The organism is Streptococcus sp. HMSC078H03, assembly GCF_001808655.1.
GTDB lineage: Bacteria > Bacillota > Bacilli > Lactobacillales > Streptococcaceae > Streptococcus > Streptococcus salivarius_G.
On sequence record NZ_KV794116.1, the window covers coordinates 111,239 to 130,187 of the forward strand.

At 37.1% G+C, this 18,949-nt stretch carries 19 protein-coding genes; 18 read left to right on the forward strand and 1 reads right to left on the reverse strand.

Annotated features, from left to right (window positions below):
- Positions 1–124 precede the first annotated feature (124 nt).
- Positions 125–301 carry a 30S ribosomal protein S21 gene (rpsU, locus tag HMPREF2607_RS08795; RefSeq protein WP_002884573.1) on the forward strand — a complete coding sequence of 59 codons (177 nt, stop codon included), beginning with the start codon at positions 125–127 and terminating at the stop codon, positions 299–301.
- Between the two features lie 158 nt (positions 302–459).
- On the opposite strand, the gene mscL is transcribed toward rpsU, so the two are convergent.
- Complete coding sequence (gene mscL / locus HMPREF2607_RS08800) at positions 460–840, reverse strand: large conductance mechanosensitive channel protein MscL (RefSeq protein ID WP_037601679.1); 381 nt, start codon at positions 838–840, stop codon at positions 460–462.
- 162 nt (positions 841–1,002) lie between these two features.
- Here mscL and dnaG point away from each other — a divergent pair, with 162 nt between their 5' ends.
- The 17 genes from dnaG to radC all read left to right on the forward strand — a co-directional run bounded on the left by dnaG (position 1,003) and on the right by radC (position 18,934).
- On the forward strand, positions 1,003–2,814 hold the full coding sequence (dnaG, locus tag HMPREF2607_RS08805; protein ID WP_070476733.1) for a DNA primase: 1,812 nt from the start codon (positions 1,003–1,005) through the stop codon (positions 2,812–2,814).
- Between the two features lie 3 nt (positions 2,815–2,817).
- The gene (rpoD, locus tag HMPREF2607_RS08810; protein WP_002884252.1) at positions 2,818–3,927 is read left to right on the forward strand and encodes an RNA polymerase sigma factor RpoD; all 1,110 of its coding nucleotides are present in this window, start codon (positions 2,818–2,820) and stop codon (positions 3,925–3,927) included.
- A 53-nt stretch (positions 3,928–3,980) separates the two neighbouring features.
- Positions 3,981–4,316, forward strand: coding sequence for a metal-sulfur cluster assembly factor (locus tag HMPREF2607_RS08815; RefSeq protein WP_002884757.1), 336 nt, complete (start codon positions 3,981–3,983; stop codon positions 4,314–4,316).
- A 10-nt stretch (positions 4,317–4,326) separates the two neighbouring features.
- Positions 4,327–5,253 (forward strand): glycosyltransferase family 2 protein, encoded by a 927-nt coding sequence (locus HMPREF2607_RS08820; RefSeq protein ID WP_070476734.1) that lies wholly within the window; start codon positions 4,327–4,329, stop codon positions 5,251–5,253.
- Between the two features lie 119 nt (positions 5,254–5,372).
- Positions 5,373–6,224 (forward strand): dTDP-4-dehydrorhamnose reductase, encoded by an 852-nt coding sequence (gene rfbD / locus HMPREF2607_RS08825; RefSeq protein WP_070476736.1) that lies wholly within the window; start codon positions 5,373–5,375, stop codon positions 6,222–6,224.
- 74 nt (positions 6,225–6,298) lie between these two features.
- Positions 6,299–6,994, forward strand: coding sequence for a glycosyltransferase family 2 protein (locus HMPREF2607_RS08830; protein WP_173018418.1), 696 nt, complete (start codon positions 6,299–6,301; stop codon positions 6,992–6,994).
- Positions 6,995–6,999: 5 nt separating this feature from the next.
- Positions 7,000–7,332, forward strand: coding sequence for a DUF2304 domain-containing protein (locus tag HMPREF2607_RS08835; RefSeq protein WP_011226332.1), 333 nt, complete (start codon positions 7,000–7,002; stop codon positions 7,330–7,332).
- The gene (locus HMPREF2607_RS08840) at positions 7,325–8,602 is read left to right on the forward strand and encodes a lipopolysaccharide biosynthesis protein (RefSeq protein ID WP_070476738.1); all 1,278 of its coding nucleotides are present in this window, start codon (positions 7,325–7,327) and stop codon (positions 8,600–8,602) included. The genes HMPREF2607_RS08835 and HMPREF2607_RS08840 overlap by 8 nt, the downstream gene beginning before the upstream one ends.
- Positions 8,599–9,609, forward strand: a complete 1,011-nt coding sequence (locus tag HMPREF2607_RS08845) for a glycosyltransferase (RefSeq protein ID WP_070476740.1) — start codon at positions 8,599–8,601, stop codon at positions 9,607–9,609. The genes HMPREF2607_RS08840 and HMPREF2607_RS08845 overlap by 4 nt, the downstream gene beginning before the upstream one ends.
- A gap of 6 nt (positions 9,610–9,615) precedes the next feature.
- Positions 9,616–11,157, forward strand: coding sequence for a DUF2142 domain-containing protein (locus tag HMPREF2607_RS08850; RefSeq protein WP_070476795.1), 1,542 nt, complete (start codon positions 9,616–9,618; stop codon positions 11,155–11,157).
- A 106-nt stretch (positions 11,158–11,263) separates the two neighbouring features.
- Positions 11,264–12,412 (forward strand): beta 1-4 rhamnosyltransferase Cps2T, encoded by a 1,149-nt coding sequence (gene cps2T / locus HMPREF2607_RS08855; protein WP_070476742.1) that lies wholly within the window; start codon positions 11,264–11,266, stop codon positions 12,410–12,412.
- A complete protein-coding gene (locus tag HMPREF2607_RS08860) occupies positions 12,409–13,365 on the forward strand; it encodes a glycosyltransferase family 2 protein (protein ID WP_070476744.1) in 957 nt (318 codons plus the stop codon). The genes cps2T and HMPREF2607_RS08860 overlap by 4 nt, the downstream gene beginning before the upstream one ends.
- Entirely contained in the window at positions 13,349–14,158 is an 810-nt protein-coding gene (locus tag HMPREF2607_RS08865; protein ID WP_014634840.1) for an ABC transporter permease, read from the forward strand. The genes HMPREF2607_RS08860 and HMPREF2607_RS08865 overlap by 17 nt, the downstream gene beginning before the upstream one ends.
- A complete protein-coding gene (locus HMPREF2607_RS08870) occupies positions 14,158–15,363 on the forward strand; it encodes an ABC transporter ATP-binding protein (protein ID WP_070476746.1) in 1,206 nt (401 codons plus the stop codon). Before HMPREF2607_RS08865 ends, HMPREF2607_RS08870 begins: the two co-directional genes overlap by 1 nt.
- Before the next feature lie 19 nt (positions 15,364–15,382).
- Complete coding sequence (locus HMPREF2607_RS08875) at positions 15,383–16,417, forward strand: glycosyltransferase (protein WP_070476748.1); 1,035 nt, start codon at positions 15,383–15,385, stop codon at positions 16,415–16,417.
- The gene (locus tag HMPREF2607_RS08880) at positions 16,414–18,198 is read left to right on the forward strand and encodes a rhamnan synthesis F family protein (RefSeq protein ID WP_070476749.1); all 1,785 of its coding nucleotides are present in this window, start codon (positions 16,414–16,416) and stop codon (positions 18,196–18,198) included. The genes HMPREF2607_RS08875 and HMPREF2607_RS08880 overlap by 4 nt, the downstream gene beginning before the upstream one ends.
- A gap of 49 nt (positions 18,199–18,247) precedes the next feature.
- Entirely contained in the window at positions 18,248–18,934 is a 687-nt protein-coding gene (radC, locus tag HMPREF2607_RS08885; protein ID WP_070476750.1) for a RadC family protein, read from the forward strand.
- Positions 18,935–18,949 lie beyond the last annotated feature (15 nt).

The following is an 18,949-nucleotide window of genomic DNA, read 5'->3' on the forward strand; positions in this document are numbered from 1 at the left end:
TTAGAAGTCAACTGTAATAGCAAAAATTCCTAAACTTAAATATATTTCTTGACAGAAAAAGGCGAGTCTTGTATACTTGAATAGAACGTGTAAAATGTTACATTATCTTGAGGAGGTGAATTCAATGTCAAAAACAGTAGTACGTAAAAACGAATCACTTGACGACGCTCTTCGTCGTTTCAAACGTTCTGTGACTAAAGCTGGTACTCTTCAAGAGGCTCGTAAACGTGAACATTACGAAAAACCTTCTGTAAAACGTAAACGTAAATCAGAGGCAGCTCGCAAACGTAAAAAATTCTAATTAAGAATGAAATTAACAGAAAAAAGCTTGAGTCTTCTCAAGTTTTTTTCTTTTCATCGAATAAAGAAGTCGGTTAGTAGGTATGAGATACAAAAAATAAGACGTCTGAGATTTCAGACGTCTTAAGTTTCATATGTCTTTAGTTGAACAAATAAAGATTATTTGTTTGCAAGAAGGTCGCGGATTTCAGTAAGCAATTCTTCTTGTGATGGACCTGCTGCTTCAGCAGCATCTTCAGCTTCTTTTTTGCTAAGAGCAGTTGCTTTGCTAGCAGCTTTAACAACGAAGAAGAGAGTAGTACCAACGATGATGAAGTTGATAACTGCGCTCAAGAAGCTACCGTATGCGATACCGTTCCATGACAATTTAGAGAGGTTTTCAACGTTAGCGGCCTTAACAACTGGGTTAAGGATAAGTGGTGTGATGATATCACCAACAAGTGAAGTGATGATAGCGTTGAAAGCAGCCCCCATAACAACGGCTACAGCAAGATCAAGGACGTTACCCTTGAACAAAAAGTCTTTAAGTTCTTTAATCATTTTGACAATGAATCCTTTCTTTTATTTACTTTTAATATTTTATCTGATTTTGTAAATCTTGACAAGAGATTTGCTCATGTAAAATCAATTTTATTTTACTTTCATTTTTCATCGTGTTATAATTAGGGGTAATGCAATTATGGTAAGATAGGGGGCGATTAGATGGTGATTGATAAAGCTTTAATAGAAGATATTAAGAGCAGCACCAACATCGTCGACGTGATTGGTGAAGTTGTCAGTCTTAATCGCGCAGGTCGTAATTACCTGGGTCTCTGCCCCTTCCATAAGGAGAAAACCCCCTCATTTAATGTTATTGAGGACAGACAGTTTTACCATTGTTTTGGTTGCGGAAAGTCTGGGGATGTCTTTAAATTTTTAGAGGAATACCGTCAGATTTCTTTCCAAGAAAGTGTTAAGGTTCTGGCAGACCGCTTAGGTATTGCAGTTAGGATAGACGCACCAAGACAGGCTCAGCAACAGAATTCTCCTAATCAAGCCTTCTATGATCTTCATGAGGATGCGCTTAAGTTTTATCACGCAGTCCTGATGACGACCAAGATAGGAGAAGCAGCGCGTGCCTACCTCTATGAGCGTGGTATGACTGACGATTTACTTAAGACCTTCCAGATTGGTCTAGCCCCTGACGAACCAGATTATCTCTATCAGTCTGTATCAAAAAAATATGACGAAGAGGTGCTGACAGAATCAGGTCTTTTTAATCTTTCTGAAAGTAATCGTCTTTTCGATACTTTTAAAAATCGAATCATGTTTCCGCTTAAGAATGAGTTTGGAAAGACCATCGGTTTTTCAGGGCGTGTTTGGACTAAGGACGATATTGAAAAAGGACAAGCCAAGTACAAAAATACAAGGACTACCCGCATTTTCAATAAGTCTTATGAACTCTACCACCTCGATCAGGCTAAACCGGTGATTCAGAAGACTCATGAAGTCTATCTGATGGAGGGATTCATGGATGTCATTGCTGCCTATAGGGCTGGGCATGTTAATGCTGTGGCTTCTATGGGGACGGCGTTGACCCCTGAACATGTCAATCGTCTGCGTAAACTCACCAAGAAAATTGTTCTGACCTATGATGGTGATAAGGCTGGGCAAAATGCGATTGCCAAGTCTCTTGAGCTTTTATCGGATTTTCAAGTCGATATTGTTAAAATTCCAGACAATATGGACCCTGATGAATATCTACAGAAAACATCCGAAGAGGCTTTGGGGAAACTCTTGGTCGAGTCCCGCATTTCAGATGTGGAATTTTGGATTGGACAGCTCAAGCCTGCTAATGTAGACAATCTTCAAGCAGAGATTGCCTATGTTGAGCAGATTGCTAAGATTATTGCCAAGTCACCTTCTGTGACGGCACAAAATTCTTACATTTCTAAGGTGGCTGACCTTTTGCCTGACTTTGATTTTTTCCAAGTCGAGCAAGCGGTCAATAACGAACGGTTGACCATGAGGAATCAGCAGACGGCTCAATTATCGGCTGCTAGTAATAGTGCTTATGAGTCTTCAGCGTCAGGATTCAGAGGGACGGTCAAACTACCTTCTACACCTAAGATTACAGGTCTTCGTCGAGCGGAAAATCAACTCTTCCATCGTATGCTTAATCATCCTATGATTTTGAATGACTATCGCATGAGAGAGGAGTTTTTCTTCCAAACACCTGAGTTAGAGGAGCTTTATCATATTCTGAAACAGGATGGTCAGATTGATACCGTAGCTTTGTCTCTACTTTCTCAAGAGGTGCAAACAGCCTATTATCAGGTTTTAGAGGAGATTTTACCACCTGAAACCAGTCTTGAAGAAGTTCAGGCTATCGAAGAGCGTAGAAATCATTTATTGAGGGAACAGGACTTTCGTAAGCAAAGTAAACAAATAAGAGAATCAAGTAACCACGGTGATGTGGATGCAGCGGTGGAAGCCCTGCAGATGCTCATCGCCCAAAAACGAGATATGGAGTAACACATGGCAAAGAAAAAACAAAATACAGCATTTAACGTTCAAGTCGCTGATTTCATTCGTAACCACAAAAAAGCTGGTACAGCAATTGATGATGAAGTCACAGAAAAACTTGTTATCCCATTTGTTCTTGATGCTGATGGGATTGATGACCTTTTGGAACGTTTGACAGACGGTGGTATCTCTATCACTGATAAGGATGGGAATCCTTCATCTAAATATGTTGTTGAAGCCCCAAAACCAGAAGAGTTGACAGACGAGGAGCTTCTTGGTTCAAATTCAGCCAAGGTCAATGACCCTGTTCGTATGTACCTCAAAGAGATTGGGGTAGTGCCTCTCTTGAGTAACGAAGAGGAAAAAGAATTGGCTATCGCTGTTGAAAATGGTGACTTGGAAGCTAAACAACGTTTGGCAGAAGCCAACCTTCGTTTGGTAGTCTCAATCGCAAAACGTTATGTGGGACGTGGTATGCAGTTCTTGGACTTGATTCAAGAAGGTAACATGGGGCTTATGAAAGCCGTTGATAAATTTGATTATTCTAAAGGTTTCAAATTCTCAACTTATGCGACATGGTGGATCCGTCAAGCAATCACACGTGCCATCGCAGACCAAGCACGTACCATCCGTATCCCAGTTCACATGGTTGAAACTATTAATAAATTGGTGCGTGAGCAACGTAACCTCTTGCAAGAGTTGGGACAAGACCCAACACCTGAGCAAATCGCTGAACGTATGGATATGACTCCAGATAAGGTTCGTGAAATCCTTAAGATTGCTCAAGAGCCGGTTTCTCTTGAAACACCTATCGGTGAAGAAGATGATAGCCATTTGGGTGACTTTATCGAGGATGAAGTTATTGAAAATCCAGTAGATTACACAACTCGTGTAGTTCTTCGTGAGCAATTGGATGAAGTGCTTGATACCCTTACAGACCGTGAAGAGAATGTTCTTCGTCTTCGTTTCGGTCTTGATGATGGGAAGATGCGTACTTTGGAAGATGTTGGTAAAGTCTTCAACGTCACTCGCGAACGTATTCGTCAGATTGAAGCTAAAGCCCTTCGTAAATTGCGCCACCCAAGCCGTAGTAAACAACTTAAAGACTTTATTGAAGACTAAGATAGTAAATGGAAGGGGCCTGATTATTAGGCCCTGATTTTGGAGGAAAAGCTATGTCTGAAGTAAAATACACTGAAGCAGAAATTGAAAAAATCAAAGACCGTATCTTGGAAGCCTTAGAAATGGTCATTGACCCGGAGTTGGGGATTGATATTGTCAACCTTGGCCTTATTTACGATATCCGTTTCCAGCAAGATGGCTATACTGAAATCGATATGACCTTGACGACTATGGGATGTCCACTGGCAGACCTTTTGACAGACCAAATTTATGACGCTATGAAAGAAGTACCAGAAGTCACTAAGACAGAGGTTAAATTGGTCTGGACACCAGCATGGACTATCGAAAAGATGAGTCGTTATGCTCGTATCGCCCTAGGTATTCGTTAGGAGAAATCTTATGAAAACACTGGCTATCGTTGTTCCTTGTTATAACGAGGAAGAGACTATTCATCCTTTTTTAGAGGCTTGTCAGGCAGTTGAACGACAAATGGCCAATCAGTTGACTTTCAACTATTATTTTGTCAATGACGGTTCAAAAGATCGCACCTTAGAGGTTTTGAGACAGGTTTCAAAACAATTTGAAAATGTTCACTATCTCTCTTTCTCTCGTAATTTCGGGAAAGAAGCAGGCTTACTTGCAGGACTTGAAGCAGCTGAAGGCGACTACGTCACAGTTATGGACGCCGATCTTCAGGATCCACCTGAACTTCTTATCGAGATGTATGCCAAAATCCAAGAAGGTTACGACGTTGTCGGGACACGACGTGCAGACCGCAAAGGTGAACCACCTATTCGTTCACTCTTTGCTAAGGCCTTCTATTGGTTGATTAATAAAGTTTCTGACACAGAAATGGTAGACGGGGCACGTGATTTCCGTTTGATGACGCGTCAGGTTGTTGACGCCATCCTTGAGCTCAAGGAAGTGAATCGCTTTTCAAAAGGGCTCTTTTCTTGGGTCGGCTTTGATGTGGCCTACGTCTCTTATGAAAATCGTGAACGTGTGGCAGGAGAAACCTCATGGTCTTTCTGGAGCCTATTGAGCTATTCACTTGATGGCTTTATCAACTTCTCAGAAGTACCGTTGAAGCTTGCCACATGGGCAGGAACCTTCTCATTCTTAATCTCTTTGGTTGGAATTGTCTTTGTCGTTATCCGAAAACTAACTATAGGTGGGAGTGTTGCAGGCTGGGCAAGCCTCGTCTCAATCATCCTCTTTATCGGAGGAATCCAACTCTTAGCCTTGGGAATCATCGGGAACTACATTTCAAAGATTTTCCTAGAAACCAAGAAACGGCCAGTGTATGTTATTAAAGAAAAAGGGTGAAGGAAACCAACTATTTATACAAATAAATTTGTTGTATAGAATTATAAATGAAAGCAGATTTTTTCTGCTTTTTTTGATAAAATTAAAGTGCTATTAATGAAAATTACAAGGAGAAAAATATGATTCTAGTAACAGGTGCAAATGGCCAACTCGGAACCGAGCTTCGTCACCTTCTTGACGAGCGTAACGAAGAGTATGTAGCAGTAGATGTGGCAGAAATGGACATCACAGATGCTGAAAAAGTAGATGAAGTGTTTGCAGAAGTAAAACCAACTTTGGTCTATCACTGTGCTGCCTACACAGCTGTTGATGCTGCTGAAGATGAAGGCAAAGAGCTTGACTATGCTATTAATGTGACAGGTACTGCAAATGTCGCTAAAGCTGCCGAAAAACATGGTGCAACGCTGGTTTATATTTCAACGGACTACGTTTTTGATGGTGAAAAACCAGTTGGTCAAGAGTGGGAAGTTGATGACAAACCAGACCCACAGACAGAGTACGGCCGTACAAAACGTATGGGTGAAGAGTTAGTTGAAAAACATGTTTCAAGCTACTACATTATCCGTACAGCTTGGGTGTTCGGTAACTATGGTAAGAACTTTGTCTTCACTATGCAAAATCTTGCTAAGACTCACAAGACACTCACAGTTGTTAATGACCAACATGGTCGTCCAACTTGGACACGTACTTTGGCAGAATTTATGACTTATTTGGCTGAAAACCGTAAGGAATATGGTTACTATCACTTGTCAAATGATGCAGCAGAAGATACAACTTGGTATGACTTTGCGGTTGAAATCCTCAAAGATACTGATGTTGAAGTGAAACCTGTTGATTCAAGCCAATTCCCAGCTAAAGCTAAACGTCCACTTAACTCAACAATGAGTTTGGCTAAGGCTAAGGCTACAGGGTTTGTCATCCCAACATGGCAAGATGCTTTGAAAGAGTTTTACAAACAAGAAGTGAAATAAAAATCAAGGTCAGTTAAATAGATTTGAATATATTTGACTGACCTTTTTAATAGAGTTTTCAGGAGAAACTACGTATAAAAATGTCAGATTTACTCATTATTATTCCAGCCTATAACGAAGAAGGCTCGATTGAAAATGTTGTTAACAACATCATTCAAAATTATCCTCAATATGACTACGTCATTATCAATGATGGTTCTCGTGATAAGACTTCGCAAATTTGCCATGAGAATCATTACAATATTGTTGATTTGCCAGTGAATCTCGGTCTTGCTGGCGCTTTTCAAACAGGCTTAAGATATGCATATGAGCATGGTTATAAAAAGGCGGTGCAATTTGATGCAGATGGTCAACACTTACCAGAATATATTCAAGGTTTGGAAGAAAAAATCAATGATGGCTTTGATTTAGTTATTGGTTCTCGATTTGTTACAGAGAAACGACCAAATTCTTTACGAATGTTAGGTAATATCTTAATTAGTTCAGCTATTAAACTTACCACAGGTAAGACAATTAAGGACCCAACTTCAGGAATGAGAATGTTCTCAGAAGATTTAATTAAAGAGTTTGCACTCAATATTAACTATGGTCCAGAGCCAGATACTGTGTCTTATCTCATCCGTAATGGCGTAAAAGTTGCGGAAGCACAAGTTAGAATGGAAGATAGACAAGCGGGAGAAAGTTACTTGACTCTTTCTCGTTCTATTAAATATATGACACATATGTTTGTGTCAATCCTTCTCATTCAAAACTTTAGAAAGCGAGGCTAGACTCCATGACTATTTGGTTTCAAATTGTTCTAATTTTTGTATCTTTAGCGACAGTTACCTTCATTCTTAGAGGAATTCGAAAATCTCAAGTCCAAATTAATGACTCACTATTTTGGATTTTCTTTTCACTAGTTTTACTTGTATTTAGTGTCTTTCCAAAATTAGCTGAGATAATTGCGAGAGCATTAGGAATTGTTTCGGCGGTAAACTTTATTTTCCTCTTTATCATTTTCCTTCTACTGATTAATCAATATCAATTAACAGTTCGCTTATCTAAACTTGATACAAAGTTCAAAAACTTAGTACAAACAATTGCTTTGAGAGGGAAAGATGAGTAAAAAAAGTCAGCTTCCAGATGCAAAAACGATATATTTTTGGAATTTGCTGGGAAATTTAGCAGCCTCAGGTGTATCGGTTTTATATCTCTTAATCGTTACTCGATTGACTTCAGCGTCTCTTGCTGACCAATTTAGTTTGGTCTGGTCTATCGGGACTCTCTGGGTAGTTATCGGTCTTTTTCAAGTTCGAAATTATCATGGAACAGATGTAAGGCAGAAGCATTCGTTTAGAGCGTACTTTCAAGCCCGTATTTTAACGATACTTGCCATGATAGTAACACTATTACCTTATTTAAAGATAATAGGAGGTAATAGATATACCTCGTCTGTTATTTTAATGGCGTTTCTGATGATTTTATATCGAGCTTGGGATTCAGTCTCTGATCTTTTTCAGGGGTTGTTTCAACAACGTGAGCGTATGGATATTGCAGGGAAGACCATGTTCTATCGTTATTCGACTAGTACGGTGGTCTTATTTCTTGCTTTGATTGTTTCAAAATCCCTTATTGCATCCTTGCTAGCTTTGACCATTTGGAATGGACTTTTTATCCTTTTGTATGAGTTTAGATTTGTTCATCACTTCGAATCAATTAATTGGAGAGGAGTATTTGACCTAAGGAAGATTCATGAGTCTCTGGATATCCTTAAGGAGTGTTTTCCACTTTTCTTGAACGGTTTCATACTACTTTATGTTTTGAATGAGCCTAAATTAATCATTGAGCGAGGTTTATCTGAGGGAGTATTACAAACAGGAATGCAAAGAGATTTCAATATTCTCTTCATGCCTGTCTTTTTCATGAGCCTTATTATTCTAATGGTTCGTCCTTTGATTACACAACTTGCTTTTCTGTATGTGGATAAAGAATGCGATAAATTTGACTCGATTATCAAAAAACTTCTGCTGTATATTATAGGTGGTGGGTTACTAGTAGTTTGTTTAGCCTATTTACTAGGGGTCCAGGTGTTAGGACTAGTCTTTGGATTAGATTTAGCATCTTATCAGCTACCATTTACAATTTTGATTTTAGCTGGAGTTTTGTACGCTGTCGCGATTATTTTTGAAAATATCCTTACCATTATGCGAAAGCAACACCTACTGATTGCTATTTATGTTGCTATGTTGATTGTTACTTTATTAATTACTAAGACGTTTATCTATTCGTGGGGAATGCTTGGTGCTTCATTAGCCTTTTTAGTAGTTATGATTGTGTATGTGTTTGGTATTTCAATTATTTATTTTAGAGAAAGAATTAAAGAGAGAAGACAATGACTTACGATTTGACTGTAATTATTCCAATATACAATATGGAAAACTTACTTTCTAATTGCTTGGATAGTATTGTAGAGCAAAATAAACTTGAAGAATGTTCACTGAGAGTAATATGTGTAAATGATGGAAGTACCGATAATTCTAAAAAAATCATAGAAGAGTATTCAAATAGATTTTCATTTATTGAACTCCTTAATAAAGAAAATGGTGGAGTTTCTTCTGCTAGAAATGCAGGACTTGATTTGGTGAGTGATAGTGAATATGTCACTTTTATTGATCCTGACGATTCTATTTGTCCAAACTATATTCAAAACTTTATTTTGAATAAAGGTAGTGATGTTATTTACTTTGATTTTGATTTAGTTGATTCGGAGGGCAAATTACTTAAGCACCTAAATGTAAATCCTTTTTATTCGAAATTAGAATCTGAAGAAGTGAATCTACGTTATTTCCTATTAACTAAACATGCTTCTTGGACTAGAATTTATAGGTCAGAATTCTTAAGTAAATATCGTTTTCCTATAGGAAAAATTTACGAAGATATTGCTTTGATGCCATATATAACTTCTCTATGTTCTAGCGTGAGCTATATTCAAATACCAATATATAAGTATACGGTGAATACAGCCGGCTCTATCATGAATTCTAATAAATCGAATATATTTGACATTTACGATTCATTAAAGTATTTATTTGATTTATTCAATGATAAATTCGAAACCTATAAGGATGAGTTGCAATATTTAGCGATTGAGCACCTATGTGTCGGACACACTTATCGTTTGTTAAATTACCCTGAGGCTACAAAACAAGATTTTAAAGATATTATTATCTTTATGGAAAAGTATTTTGGTAAACATTGGGATAAAAATAAGTATGTTAAACATGGCGTTCAAAAAGTAAATATTAATTCATCGTTATCATATGTTGTCCCTGTATTTTTGAAATTCTTGAAATACGGTGGTTTTAGTCTTTGGCCAGTTATCAAAAAAGTGAAAGGTAGTTGAGTGATAATGCGGACAGATTTAATTGCTTCAAAAATGCAGGAAGTTTCTTCTGATTTTTTGAAAAATTTACGTAAACACTGGATACAGGTTATCCTGGTTTGGCTTACAATTGGAGTAATATATATATATTTAGGTGGTAGTCTTGTAAATCTTCCTAAAAGTTTATTGTTAGTAACAGGCATATTCTTTTCTATCATTATTTTATTGCCAGGGAAATTTTATAATAAAATAGCTATTGCCATTGTACTTTCAGGAAGTTTATTCGTGGTTTCTTCCCCTAACCTTGACATTCCAGATGAGAATGCACATTTTGCTCGTGCATTATATGTAGCAGATTTCCATGCTTATCTACCGAAAAAAGACAAGGATTTAAAAGTTTCAGATGATGTTAGTAAGGTTACTAAAGAGTTTAAAGTTCCTTTAAAGCAAACTGGCTTAGATAAGATAAAGGTATCTTTTAAAAAGGTACATTCTTCACTCTTTATTGTTACCAATGCATCGTCTTTTATTCCTTACATTCCTCAAGCAATTGGTATTTGGATAGCAAGGATCCTGGGACTTAGTCTGCTATGGTTAGTTATTTTAGGTCGATTTTGTAATTTAGTTTGTTATGCCTTAATTACTCGCCTTGCTATAAAAAAAGCTAAAGGTTTTGAAATTCTTTTCGGAGCGATTGCTTTATTACCAATGTGTGTCTATTTAGCGGCTTCTTTCAGTACTGATGGAATGGTTAATGCAGTAACATTTTATCTGATAGCACAATTCTGTTATTTGATTAATAGAAAGCAAAAAGTAAGTCTAAAAGATATGATCACTTTTGCTGTATTGAGCTTGGTTTTAGCAACAATGAAATTACCTTATGTTCTTTTAGTGGGCTTATTGTTGTTTATTCCGAAGGAAAAAATGAAAGTTAAGAAGAACTATCTTTATGCAGCTCTATTAATTTTTGTTACGGCAATTTTAAGTTTCTTATGGTTGAAGCAATCGAGTGATATAAATGCAAGTAAGGTAACGCATGGTGTAAACCCTGTGGACAAGATAAAATTCACTATTGCTCATGCCAATATTTTTTTCAAGACCTTCCTGCGAGAATGGATTGATTTGATTCCAAACAAGATGGGATCGCTATTTACTTTTGGTTGGTTAACCTATGGTTTAGGTAATATTTCTTGGTATTATCTTATCTTCGTAAGTTCTATTCTTCTAATGATTCCCCAATCTTTGCCCTTGCCAAAAATTAGTAAAGTTGGTACAGCACTTGTAGCGACTGGGGTTTCATTTGGTATTTTAATGACTTCTTATCTTATGTGGGGACAAACTGCTGATATTAGTTTCGCTGGTGTCCAAGGTCGTTATTTCACAGGGGTATTACTTCTATTAGGCTTATTTGTCAACTGTTCCAAAGTATTTTATCCTCAAAATAACATAGATTCTGAGGAAACAACAGATAAACGAGAATATTTTGTTTATGTTATTGCCAATCTATTTATATTGATGTCAGTAGTATTGACAATCCTTCAGTACTATGGTGTGAAAAATAATTTTTAACTTTTTTTCAAGCAGTCCTCTGTGGCTGCTTTTCTGTTTGCATTAGGCAAAAGCCTTGTAAAATGGTATAATTGACTAGATTATAGACTTGTTAGAAAGGGGATTTATGCAACACGTATTCATTATCGGAAGTCGCGGACTTCCAGCAAAATACGGTGGTTTTGAGACATTTGTAGATCAATTAGTCTCCAACCAAGTTTCATCCCAAATTAAATACCATGTTGCCTGCCTTTCTGATAAAAAGGCCTATGAGCATTTCGAATATAAAGGTGTAGATTGTTTCACGATTAAGGCACCTAAATTAGGACCTGCTCGCGTTATTGCCTATGATATGATGGCTATTAATTACGCTTTGAAGATAATCCGTGAGAAAAATATAAAAGAACCAATTTTCTATGTTTTGGGAAATACTATAGGTGCCTTTGTGGCTCCCTTTGCTGGTAAGATTCATAGAATTGGTGGTAAATTCTACATTAATCCAGATGGTTTGGAGTGGAAGCGAGCTAAGTGGCCCAAGCCAGTACAAGCTTATCTAAAGTATTCTGAGAAAGTAATGACAAGACATGCTGACTTGGTTATCTCGGATAATCCAGGAATTGAAACTTATATTCAAGATGCCTATCCGTGGTCTAAGACAACTTATATTGCTTATGGAACAGATTTATCACCGACAACACTAACAAATCAGGATGCTAAAGTTAGAGATATTTACAAGACATGGAATACTTACGAGAAGAACTATTATTTGATTCTTGGACGTTTTGTTCCAGAAAATAATTATGAAACGGCTATTCGTGAGTTTATGAGTTCCTCAACAAAACGTGATTTAATTATTATTTGTAATCATGAGGGCAATGCTTATTTTGAGGAATTGCGTTCCAAAACACAGTTTGATACGGATCCACGTGTGAAGTTTGTTGGAACAGTTTATGATCAAGACCTATTAAAATATATTCGCAAAGAAGCTTTTGCCTATATTCATGGTCACGAAGTTGGAGGAACCAACCCTGGCTTACTGGAAGCTATGGCACAAACTGATTTGAATTTAGTATTAGGTGTCTCTTTTAACAAGTCTGTAGCTCAAGATACGGCTCGTTACTGGAAAAAAGAAGTGGGGAATCTGTCTCATTTGATTGACCAAGTAGACGGTATCTTTGATTCTTCTGAACTAGGTAGGTTAGCTAAGGAGAATATGAAACAGAACTTTACTTGGAAAAAAATTGTGGGTGAGTACGAGGAGTTATTTTTATCATGAAAGTAAATATCTTACTGTCAACCTACAATGGTGAGCAGTATTTAGAGGAACAAGTTAAGAGTATCCAAGAGCAAACCTATCAGGAGTGGGAACTTCTCATACGTGACGATGGTTCATCTGATGGAACAGTCAAACTTATTAAACAACTGGCTACACGAGATTCACGTATTCACTTTATTAATGAGAATCATATCGAGAATGTTGGTGTAATCAAAAGTTTCCACGCACTTCTTAAGTATAGTAAGGCAGACCTATATTGTTTCAGTGACCAGGATGATTTTTGGCTTCCTGAAAAGATTTCACTTCAAGTGACAGAAGCAAAAAAGTATTCTCAGGATAAGCCTTTACTCATTTACACCGATTTAAAGGTAGTAGATGAAAATTTATCAGTCCTCCATGAGAGTATGATTCGTACTCAGTCTGACCATGCCAATACTGAGCTGATTCAAGAGTTGACTGAAAATACAGTTACTGGTGGTGTTGCTATGATTAACCACGCTTTAGCAGAACTATGGACTGGTGAGGAAAAGTATGATTTACTGATGCATGACTGGTATCTAGGCTTGCTAGCTTCTGCCTTTGGTAACTTAGTCTATATTGATGAGCCAACTGAGCTCTATCGTCAACATAGTAGTAATGTCCTTGGAGCTCGAACTTTGCGAAAGCGGATGAAAAATTGGGTTAGACCCCATATCCTTTTTGCCAAATATTGGAGTCTTATCAAAGCTAGCCAAGACCAGGCTAAAAATTTGCTGGAACTCCCGTTAAGTTCACAGAATAAGGAAATCATTGAAAACTTTGTAACAATTATGGATGCTCCATTTAGAGAACGTTTAGCACGTATTCGAAAATACGGTTATCGAAAAAATAGAGCATTTCACACAACTGTCTTTACGACATTGATTCTTACAAAGTTTGCATATAGAGGAGAGAAAGATGTTAGACTTTTTTAGTCAGAAAAATCGTATTTTGTTACGAGAAATGGTTAAAACCGATTTCAAATTGCGCTATCAAGGTAGTTTAATCGGTCATTTGTGGTCTATTTTGAAACCACTTATGCTCTTTACAATTATGTACCTAGTGTTTGTTCGCTTCTTGCGTTTTGATGACGGGACACCGCATTATGCTATCGGTCTCTTAATCGGTATGGTTACATGGAGTTTCTTTTCAGAAGCGACAAGTATGGGGATGATGTCAATTGTATCAAGGGGAGACTTGTTACGAAAATTGAATTTTTCAAAAGAAATTATTGTTATTTCTTCAGTTGTTGGAGCTTCAATTAACTATGTGATTAACCTCCTTGTTGTCTTTGTATTTGCCTTGGTAAACGGTGTTAATTTTTCACTAGGATGGTTGACAGTTATTCCATTGTTTGCTGAACTTTTCCTTTTCTCAGCCGGTATTGCCTTTGTCTTAGCAACGCTCTTTGTTAAGTACCGTGATATTGGTCCAATTTGGGAAGTAGTGATGCAAGCTGGTATGTATGCGACACCTATTATCTATTCGTTGACATTTATTTTGCAACGTGGACAAGTTAAGATTGCAAAACTGATGATGTTGAACCCTTTAGCACAAATTATTCAGGACTTGCGACACTTTATTGTCTTCTCGGGTAGCTTACGTGGTTGGGATTTAATTGGTCATAAAGCTATTGCTATTATTCCATATTTCCTACCACTTGTTATCTTTGCTATTGGTTACTACATTTTCCATCATCAAGCTAAAAAATTCGCGGAGATTCTCTAATGACAGAAAAGAAAATTGCAGTTAAAGTGGACCATGTAAGTAAGTTTTTCAAATTACCGGTTGAGTCTACTCAAAGTCTTAGAACTGCCTTAGTAAATAGATTTAAAGGAATCAAAGGCTATAAAGAACAACATGTTTTGAAGGATATTGACTTCGAAGTCGAGGAAGGTGATTTCTTCGGGATCGTGGGACGAAATGGTTCAGGAAAATCGACATTATTGAAGATTATTTCTCAAATTTATGTTCCTGAACAAGGGACGGTTACAGTAAATGGTAAAATGGTTTCATTTATTGAACTTGGTGTCGGATTTAATCCTGAATTGACTGGACGTGAGAATGTTTATATGAACGGAGCCATGCTTGGTTTTACGACAGAAGAAGTGGACGCCATGTATGATGAGATTGTTGAGTTCGCAGAACTTGAAGATTTCATGAACCAAAAACTCAAGAACTACTCGTCTGGTATGCAGGTCCGTTTGGCTTTCTCTGTGGCTATCAAGGCACAGGGGGATGTTCTTATCCTTGATGAGGTTCTTGCAGTAGGTGATGAGGCTTTCCAACGTAAGTGTAATGACTACTTTATGGAACGTAAGAAATCAGGGAAAACAACAATTCTTGTAACCCATGATATGGGGGCTGTTAAGAAGTACTGTAACAAGGCTATTTTAATTGAGGATGGATACATTAAAGCCAAAGGCGAGCCTAGAGACGTTGCCAATCAATATAGCTTTGACAATACAGAACAAGTAATCACTTCAGATCAACCGGGAATTGAAAGAAGTGGTTCAGTTGTTGAAAATTTGAAGTTATCACTATTGTCTTCTAAAAGAGCTACACCCAATGAAGCAATTTCATTTGATTTGACGTATACCTTGCTAGAAGATGTGCCTACTTATATTGCTATCTCATTTACAGATATTGATCGTAATATTTGGATTTATAATGATAATACGATGGACAACTTAACAAGTGGCAAGGGTGACGTTAAAGTAAACTATCAGTGTTCACTAGCAGGGCTAAATGATATTAAGTTAAAACTCGAAATTACTGTGAGGGATGCGAATAACCAAGTTCTAGCCTTTCTTCCGGCTGATGAGATTCCAGTTATTGTTCTAAATAGGGATGATATTGATGAAGATGACGAGTCAGCCAAAGATTCTGCAACTGGTATTATTCAAAGAAATGGGAAGTGGAGTTTTTCTTAAGAGAAAAAGGAAAGTTTGAATGAAAGTATCGATTATTTGTACCAATTATAATAAGGGGGATTGGGTACGAGAAGCTATGGATAGCTTTCTCAATCAGAAAACAATTTTTGATTTCGAGATTATTATCATTGATGACGCTTCAACAGATCATTCGTATGAGCTTATTCAAGAGTATCAAAATAAGTTTCCTGAAAAAGTTAGAACTTTTCGTAATGAAGTGAATCTTGGCATTACTAGAACTTGGAAAAAAGTTTGCCAAGAAGCTAAGGGACAGTACATCGCAAGATGTGATAGTGATGATTTTTGGACGGACCCATTAAAACTTCAAAAGCAAGTTGATTTGCTAGATGCTTCAACAGATTCACTATGGTCAAATACCGAATTTGACATGGTAGACCTAGACGGAAATCTTATCCAAAAAGATGCCTTTGCGAGTAAGGCACTTCCTTTAATTGATTCTTACGAAGAGATGCTTGTCATGAAAGGAATGACAATGGCTTCAACCTGGTTGGTTGATACCGCTCTTATGCAAGATGTATCTGCTCAAATTAGCGATACAGCTGCAGACGATACATTTGAGTTGCAACTTGAATTATTCAAACGCACTAAAATTTCTTTTTTGAGTGATTCCACTACTGTATATCGTATGAATTTGGGATCTGATTCAAAACCTATGACATTGGAGACTGCTGAAAGGCGGTTTACAGGTATCTTAGATTCTCAAATTAAATATCTCAACAAGTACCCAGATCAGGATATTCAAAGAATTTCACACTTGGCCCTTGTTAAGGATCGTGATTTGGATATCTTAGTTTTTAAAAAAGACCGTCAGATAGAAGATTTAGATTTAAGACTGAATCAGGTGTCACGAATTTCTCATGACCAAAATGAGTATATTGAAGTCTTGAAGAAAGAAAATCAAGATTTTCAAAGTGAGTTGAATCGTATACAGAGTTTATATGATGACTTACAAATCCAATATAACAGTGTTGTTACTTCGAGAAGATGGACAATACCAACTAAAATTATTAATTTCTTTAGGAGAAGTAAATGAAACGTCTATTGCTTTATGTTCATTTCAATAAATATGATCATATTAGTCGACATGTGTTTTATCAACTTGAACATATGAGACCGTTGTTTGATAAATTGGTTTTTATTTCAAATAGTCGTCTTAGTGAAAGTGAAGTACAGAAACTTCGTGATAAACACTTGATTGATGATTTTATCCAACGTGAGAATAAAGGTTACGATTTTGCTGCTTGGCATGATGGTATGGAATTTGTTGGATTTGATAACTTGAAACAGTATGATTCTGTCACTGTTATGAATGATACCTGTTTTGGTCCTCTATGGGATATGGCACCAATCTATGATAAATATGAATCAAACTCAAATGTAGATTTTTGGGGTATGACTAATCATCAAGGAATCAAAGCTGGTGATATTTATATTCATGAACATTTGCAATCTTACTTTATTTCATTTAAAAAACGTTTAGTTGAATCTAGTGTTTTCCAAAAGTTTTGGAAATCAGTTGAGAGTTTCGAAGATGTTCAAAAGGTAATCGATAATTATGAAACTCTTTATACCAAGAAGTTTATGGATGCTGGATTTAAGTATGAATCGATTCTTAATACGATTCCACTAAATGATAAGTTTTTCCATAGTAATTTTACAATTCATTATCCTCATGTTTTGCTTGATGCAGGGGTTCCATTTATTAAGGTTAAGACATTTGATTTAACCCAGCACCTTGCACCTTATTTGCTTAAGGAAATTGAGAATAGAACGGACTATCCGGTAGAATTCATTTTGTCACACATGTCGGATATGAGTTTACCGACTCCCCCTTATTTACTTGATCGCAAAGTCATTGAGGAAAGCTCACAGACATATTCAGACACTAAAAAAATTGCTGTACATCTTCACACCTACTATGTCGACTTACTCGAAGACTTTTTGAAGCAATTTGAGAATTTTCACTTTACTTATGACCTCTTCTTAACAACGGATTCAGAAGAGAAGAAGGAAGAGATCCAGTCTATCCTTGATAAGAATGGAAAAGTAGCTCGAATCTTTATTACTGGGAATCGTGGACGTGATGTTATTCCAATGCTTAAGTTGAAAGATGAACTTTCTGCTTATGATTATATTGGACATTTCCATACGAAAAAATCACCAGAATACCCTTATTGGGTTGGAGATTCATGGCGAAATGAACTTTTCTCAATGTTAATTCAACCTGCTGATAATATTATTGCAAATCTAGAACGTGATGATAGGTTAGGGCTTGTAATTGCTGATATTCCAACTTTCTTCCGTTATACTAAAATTGTGGATCCTTGGAATGAGAATCGTTTTGCCGAAGGAATGAATGATTTATGGGAGCGTATGAATCTTGGTCGAGAAATTGACTTTGATAAGATGAATACTTTTATCATGAGTTATGGAACATTTATTTGGTTTAAGTATGATGCTTTGAAACCGTTGTTTGACCTTGATTTGCAAGATGAAGAAATCCCAGCAGAACCAATTCCTCAACATACCATTTTGCATTCAATTGAGCGTATTCTAGTTTACCTTGCATGGGCAAGACGTTATGATTATGCGATTGCAAAAAATGATATCTATATTACGCCTTTTGTAGATAATGTTGTGTTAAATATCCGACCTGATACTTTACCAAATACCTATATTAATTTTGATAATATCGGTGGTATAAAAGGTGCTCTCAAATATATTATTGTAGGTCCAGGAACTGCTGTGAAGTATATTTTGAGAAGAATAAAACGTCGATTTACATCCAAGAGTAGTAAAAATACTATGAAATAGTAATTATCCCCCTCCCACTTACGAATAGGTAAGTAGGAGGTTTTTTCTTATGTATAGTATTGTATCTGAGGAGTCGGGACTTTTGCCTCGTGAGCGACTTTTACAGAAGGGAGTAGAGGTTTTATCGGACCAGGAGTTGTTGGCGATAGTGCTGCGGACAGGAACCAAGTCTGAGTCGGTCTTATCTATGGCTAATCGTATTTTGAAAGGGATGACGAGTTTGGCGGATTTGTCTCGTTTGTCCTTGAATGAGCTTCAGGAGATTCCTGGTATTGGGCGTGTGAAGTCGATTGAGCTGAAGGCTATGGTGGAGTTGGCTAAGCGGATTGAGAAGGCCGAGTTGGCTCGTTCCGAGCAGATTATGTCCAGTCAGCAGGTGGCCCGTCGTATGATGTTGGATATTGGTGACAAGCCTCAGGAGCATCTGGTGGCTATCTATTTGGATACGCAGAATCGTATTATTCAGCAAAAGACGGTCTTTATTGGTGGTGTTCGTCGTTCGATTGCCGAGCCACGTGAGATCTTGCATTATGCTTGTCATCTGATGGCAACGTCCTTGATTGTGGTTCACAATCATCCGTCGGGTGAGGCCTATCCGAGTCGAAATGATATTGATTTTACGCAAAAGATTAAGAGGTCTTGTGATGATTTGGGGATTTGTCTGCTTGATCATCTGATTGTTGGCAAATCGACCTATTATTCTTTTCGTGAGGAGAGGGAGGATTTTGAGCTTTAGATTGAGCCAATGTGA

Bases quoted from the DNA above. Each gene is read 5' to 3' on its own strand.
- rpsU (WP_002884573.1), top strand. From the start codon at position 125: ATGTCAAAAACAGTAGTACGTAAAAACGAATCACTTGACGACGCTCTT.
- mscL (WP_037601679.1), bottom strand. From the start codon at position 840: ATGATTAAAGAACTTAAAGACTTTTTGTTCAAGGGTAACGTCCTTGAT.
- dnaG (WP_070476733.1), top strand. From the start codon at position 1,003: ATGGTGATTGATAAAGCTTTAATAGAAGATATTAAGAGCAGCACCAAC.
- rpoD (WP_002884252.1), top strand. From the start codon at position 2,818: ATGGCAAAGAAAAAACAAAATACAGCATTTAACGTTCAAGTCGCTGAT.
- HMPREF2607_RS08815 (WP_002884757.1), top strand. From the start codon at position 3,981: ATGTCTGAAGTAAAATACACTGAAGCAGAAATTGAAAAAATCAAAGAC.
- HMPREF2607_RS08820 (WP_070476734.1), top strand. From the start codon at position 4,327: ATGAAAACACTGGCTATCGTTGTTCCTTGTTATAACGAGGAAGAGACT.
- rfbD (WP_070476736.1), top strand. From the start codon at position 5,373: ATGATTCTAGTAACAGGTGCAAATGGCCAACTCGGAACCGAGCTTCGT.
- HMPREF2607_RS08835 (WP_011226332.1), top strand. From the start codon at position 7,000: ATGACTATTTGGTTTCAAATTGTTCTAATTTTTGTATCTTTAGCGACA.
- HMPREF2607_RS08840 (WP_070476738.1), top strand. From the start codon at position 7,325: ATGAGTAAAAAAAGTCAGCTTCCAGATGCAAAAACGATATATTTTTGG.
- HMPREF2607_RS08845 (WP_070476740.1), top strand. From the start codon at position 8,599: ATGACTTACGATTTGACTGTAATTATTCCAATATACAATATGGAAAAC.
- HMPREF2607_RS08850 (WP_070476795.1), top strand. From the start codon at position 9,616: ATGCGGACAGATTTAATTGCTTCAAAAATGCAGGAAGTTTCTTCTGAT.
- cps2T (WP_070476742.1), top strand. From the start codon at position 11,264: ATGCAACACGTATTCATTATCGGAAGTCGCGGACTTCCAGCAAAATAC.
- HMPREF2607_RS08860 (WP_070476744.1), top strand. From the start codon at position 12,409: ATGAAAGTAAATATCTTACTGTCAACCTACAATGGTGAGCAGTATTTA.
- HMPREF2607_RS08865 (WP_014634840.1), top strand. From the start codon at position 13,349: ATGTTAGACTTTTTTAGTCAGAAAAATCGTATTTTGTTACGAGAAATG.
- HMPREF2607_RS08870 (WP_070476746.1), top strand. From the start codon at position 14,158: ATGACAGAAAAGAAAATTGCAGTTAAAGTGGACCATGTAAGTAAGTTT.
- HMPREF2607_RS08875 (WP_070476748.1), top strand. From the start codon at position 15,383: ATGAAAGTATCGATTATTTGTACCAATTATAATAAGGGGGATTGGGTA.
- HMPREF2607_RS08880 (WP_070476749.1), top strand. From the start codon at position 16,414: ATGAAACGTCTATTGCTTTATGTTCATTTCAATAAATATGATCATATT.
- radC (WP_070476750.1), top strand. From the start codon at position 18,248: ATGTATAGTATTGTATCTGAGGAGTCGGGACTTTTGCCTCGTGAGCGA.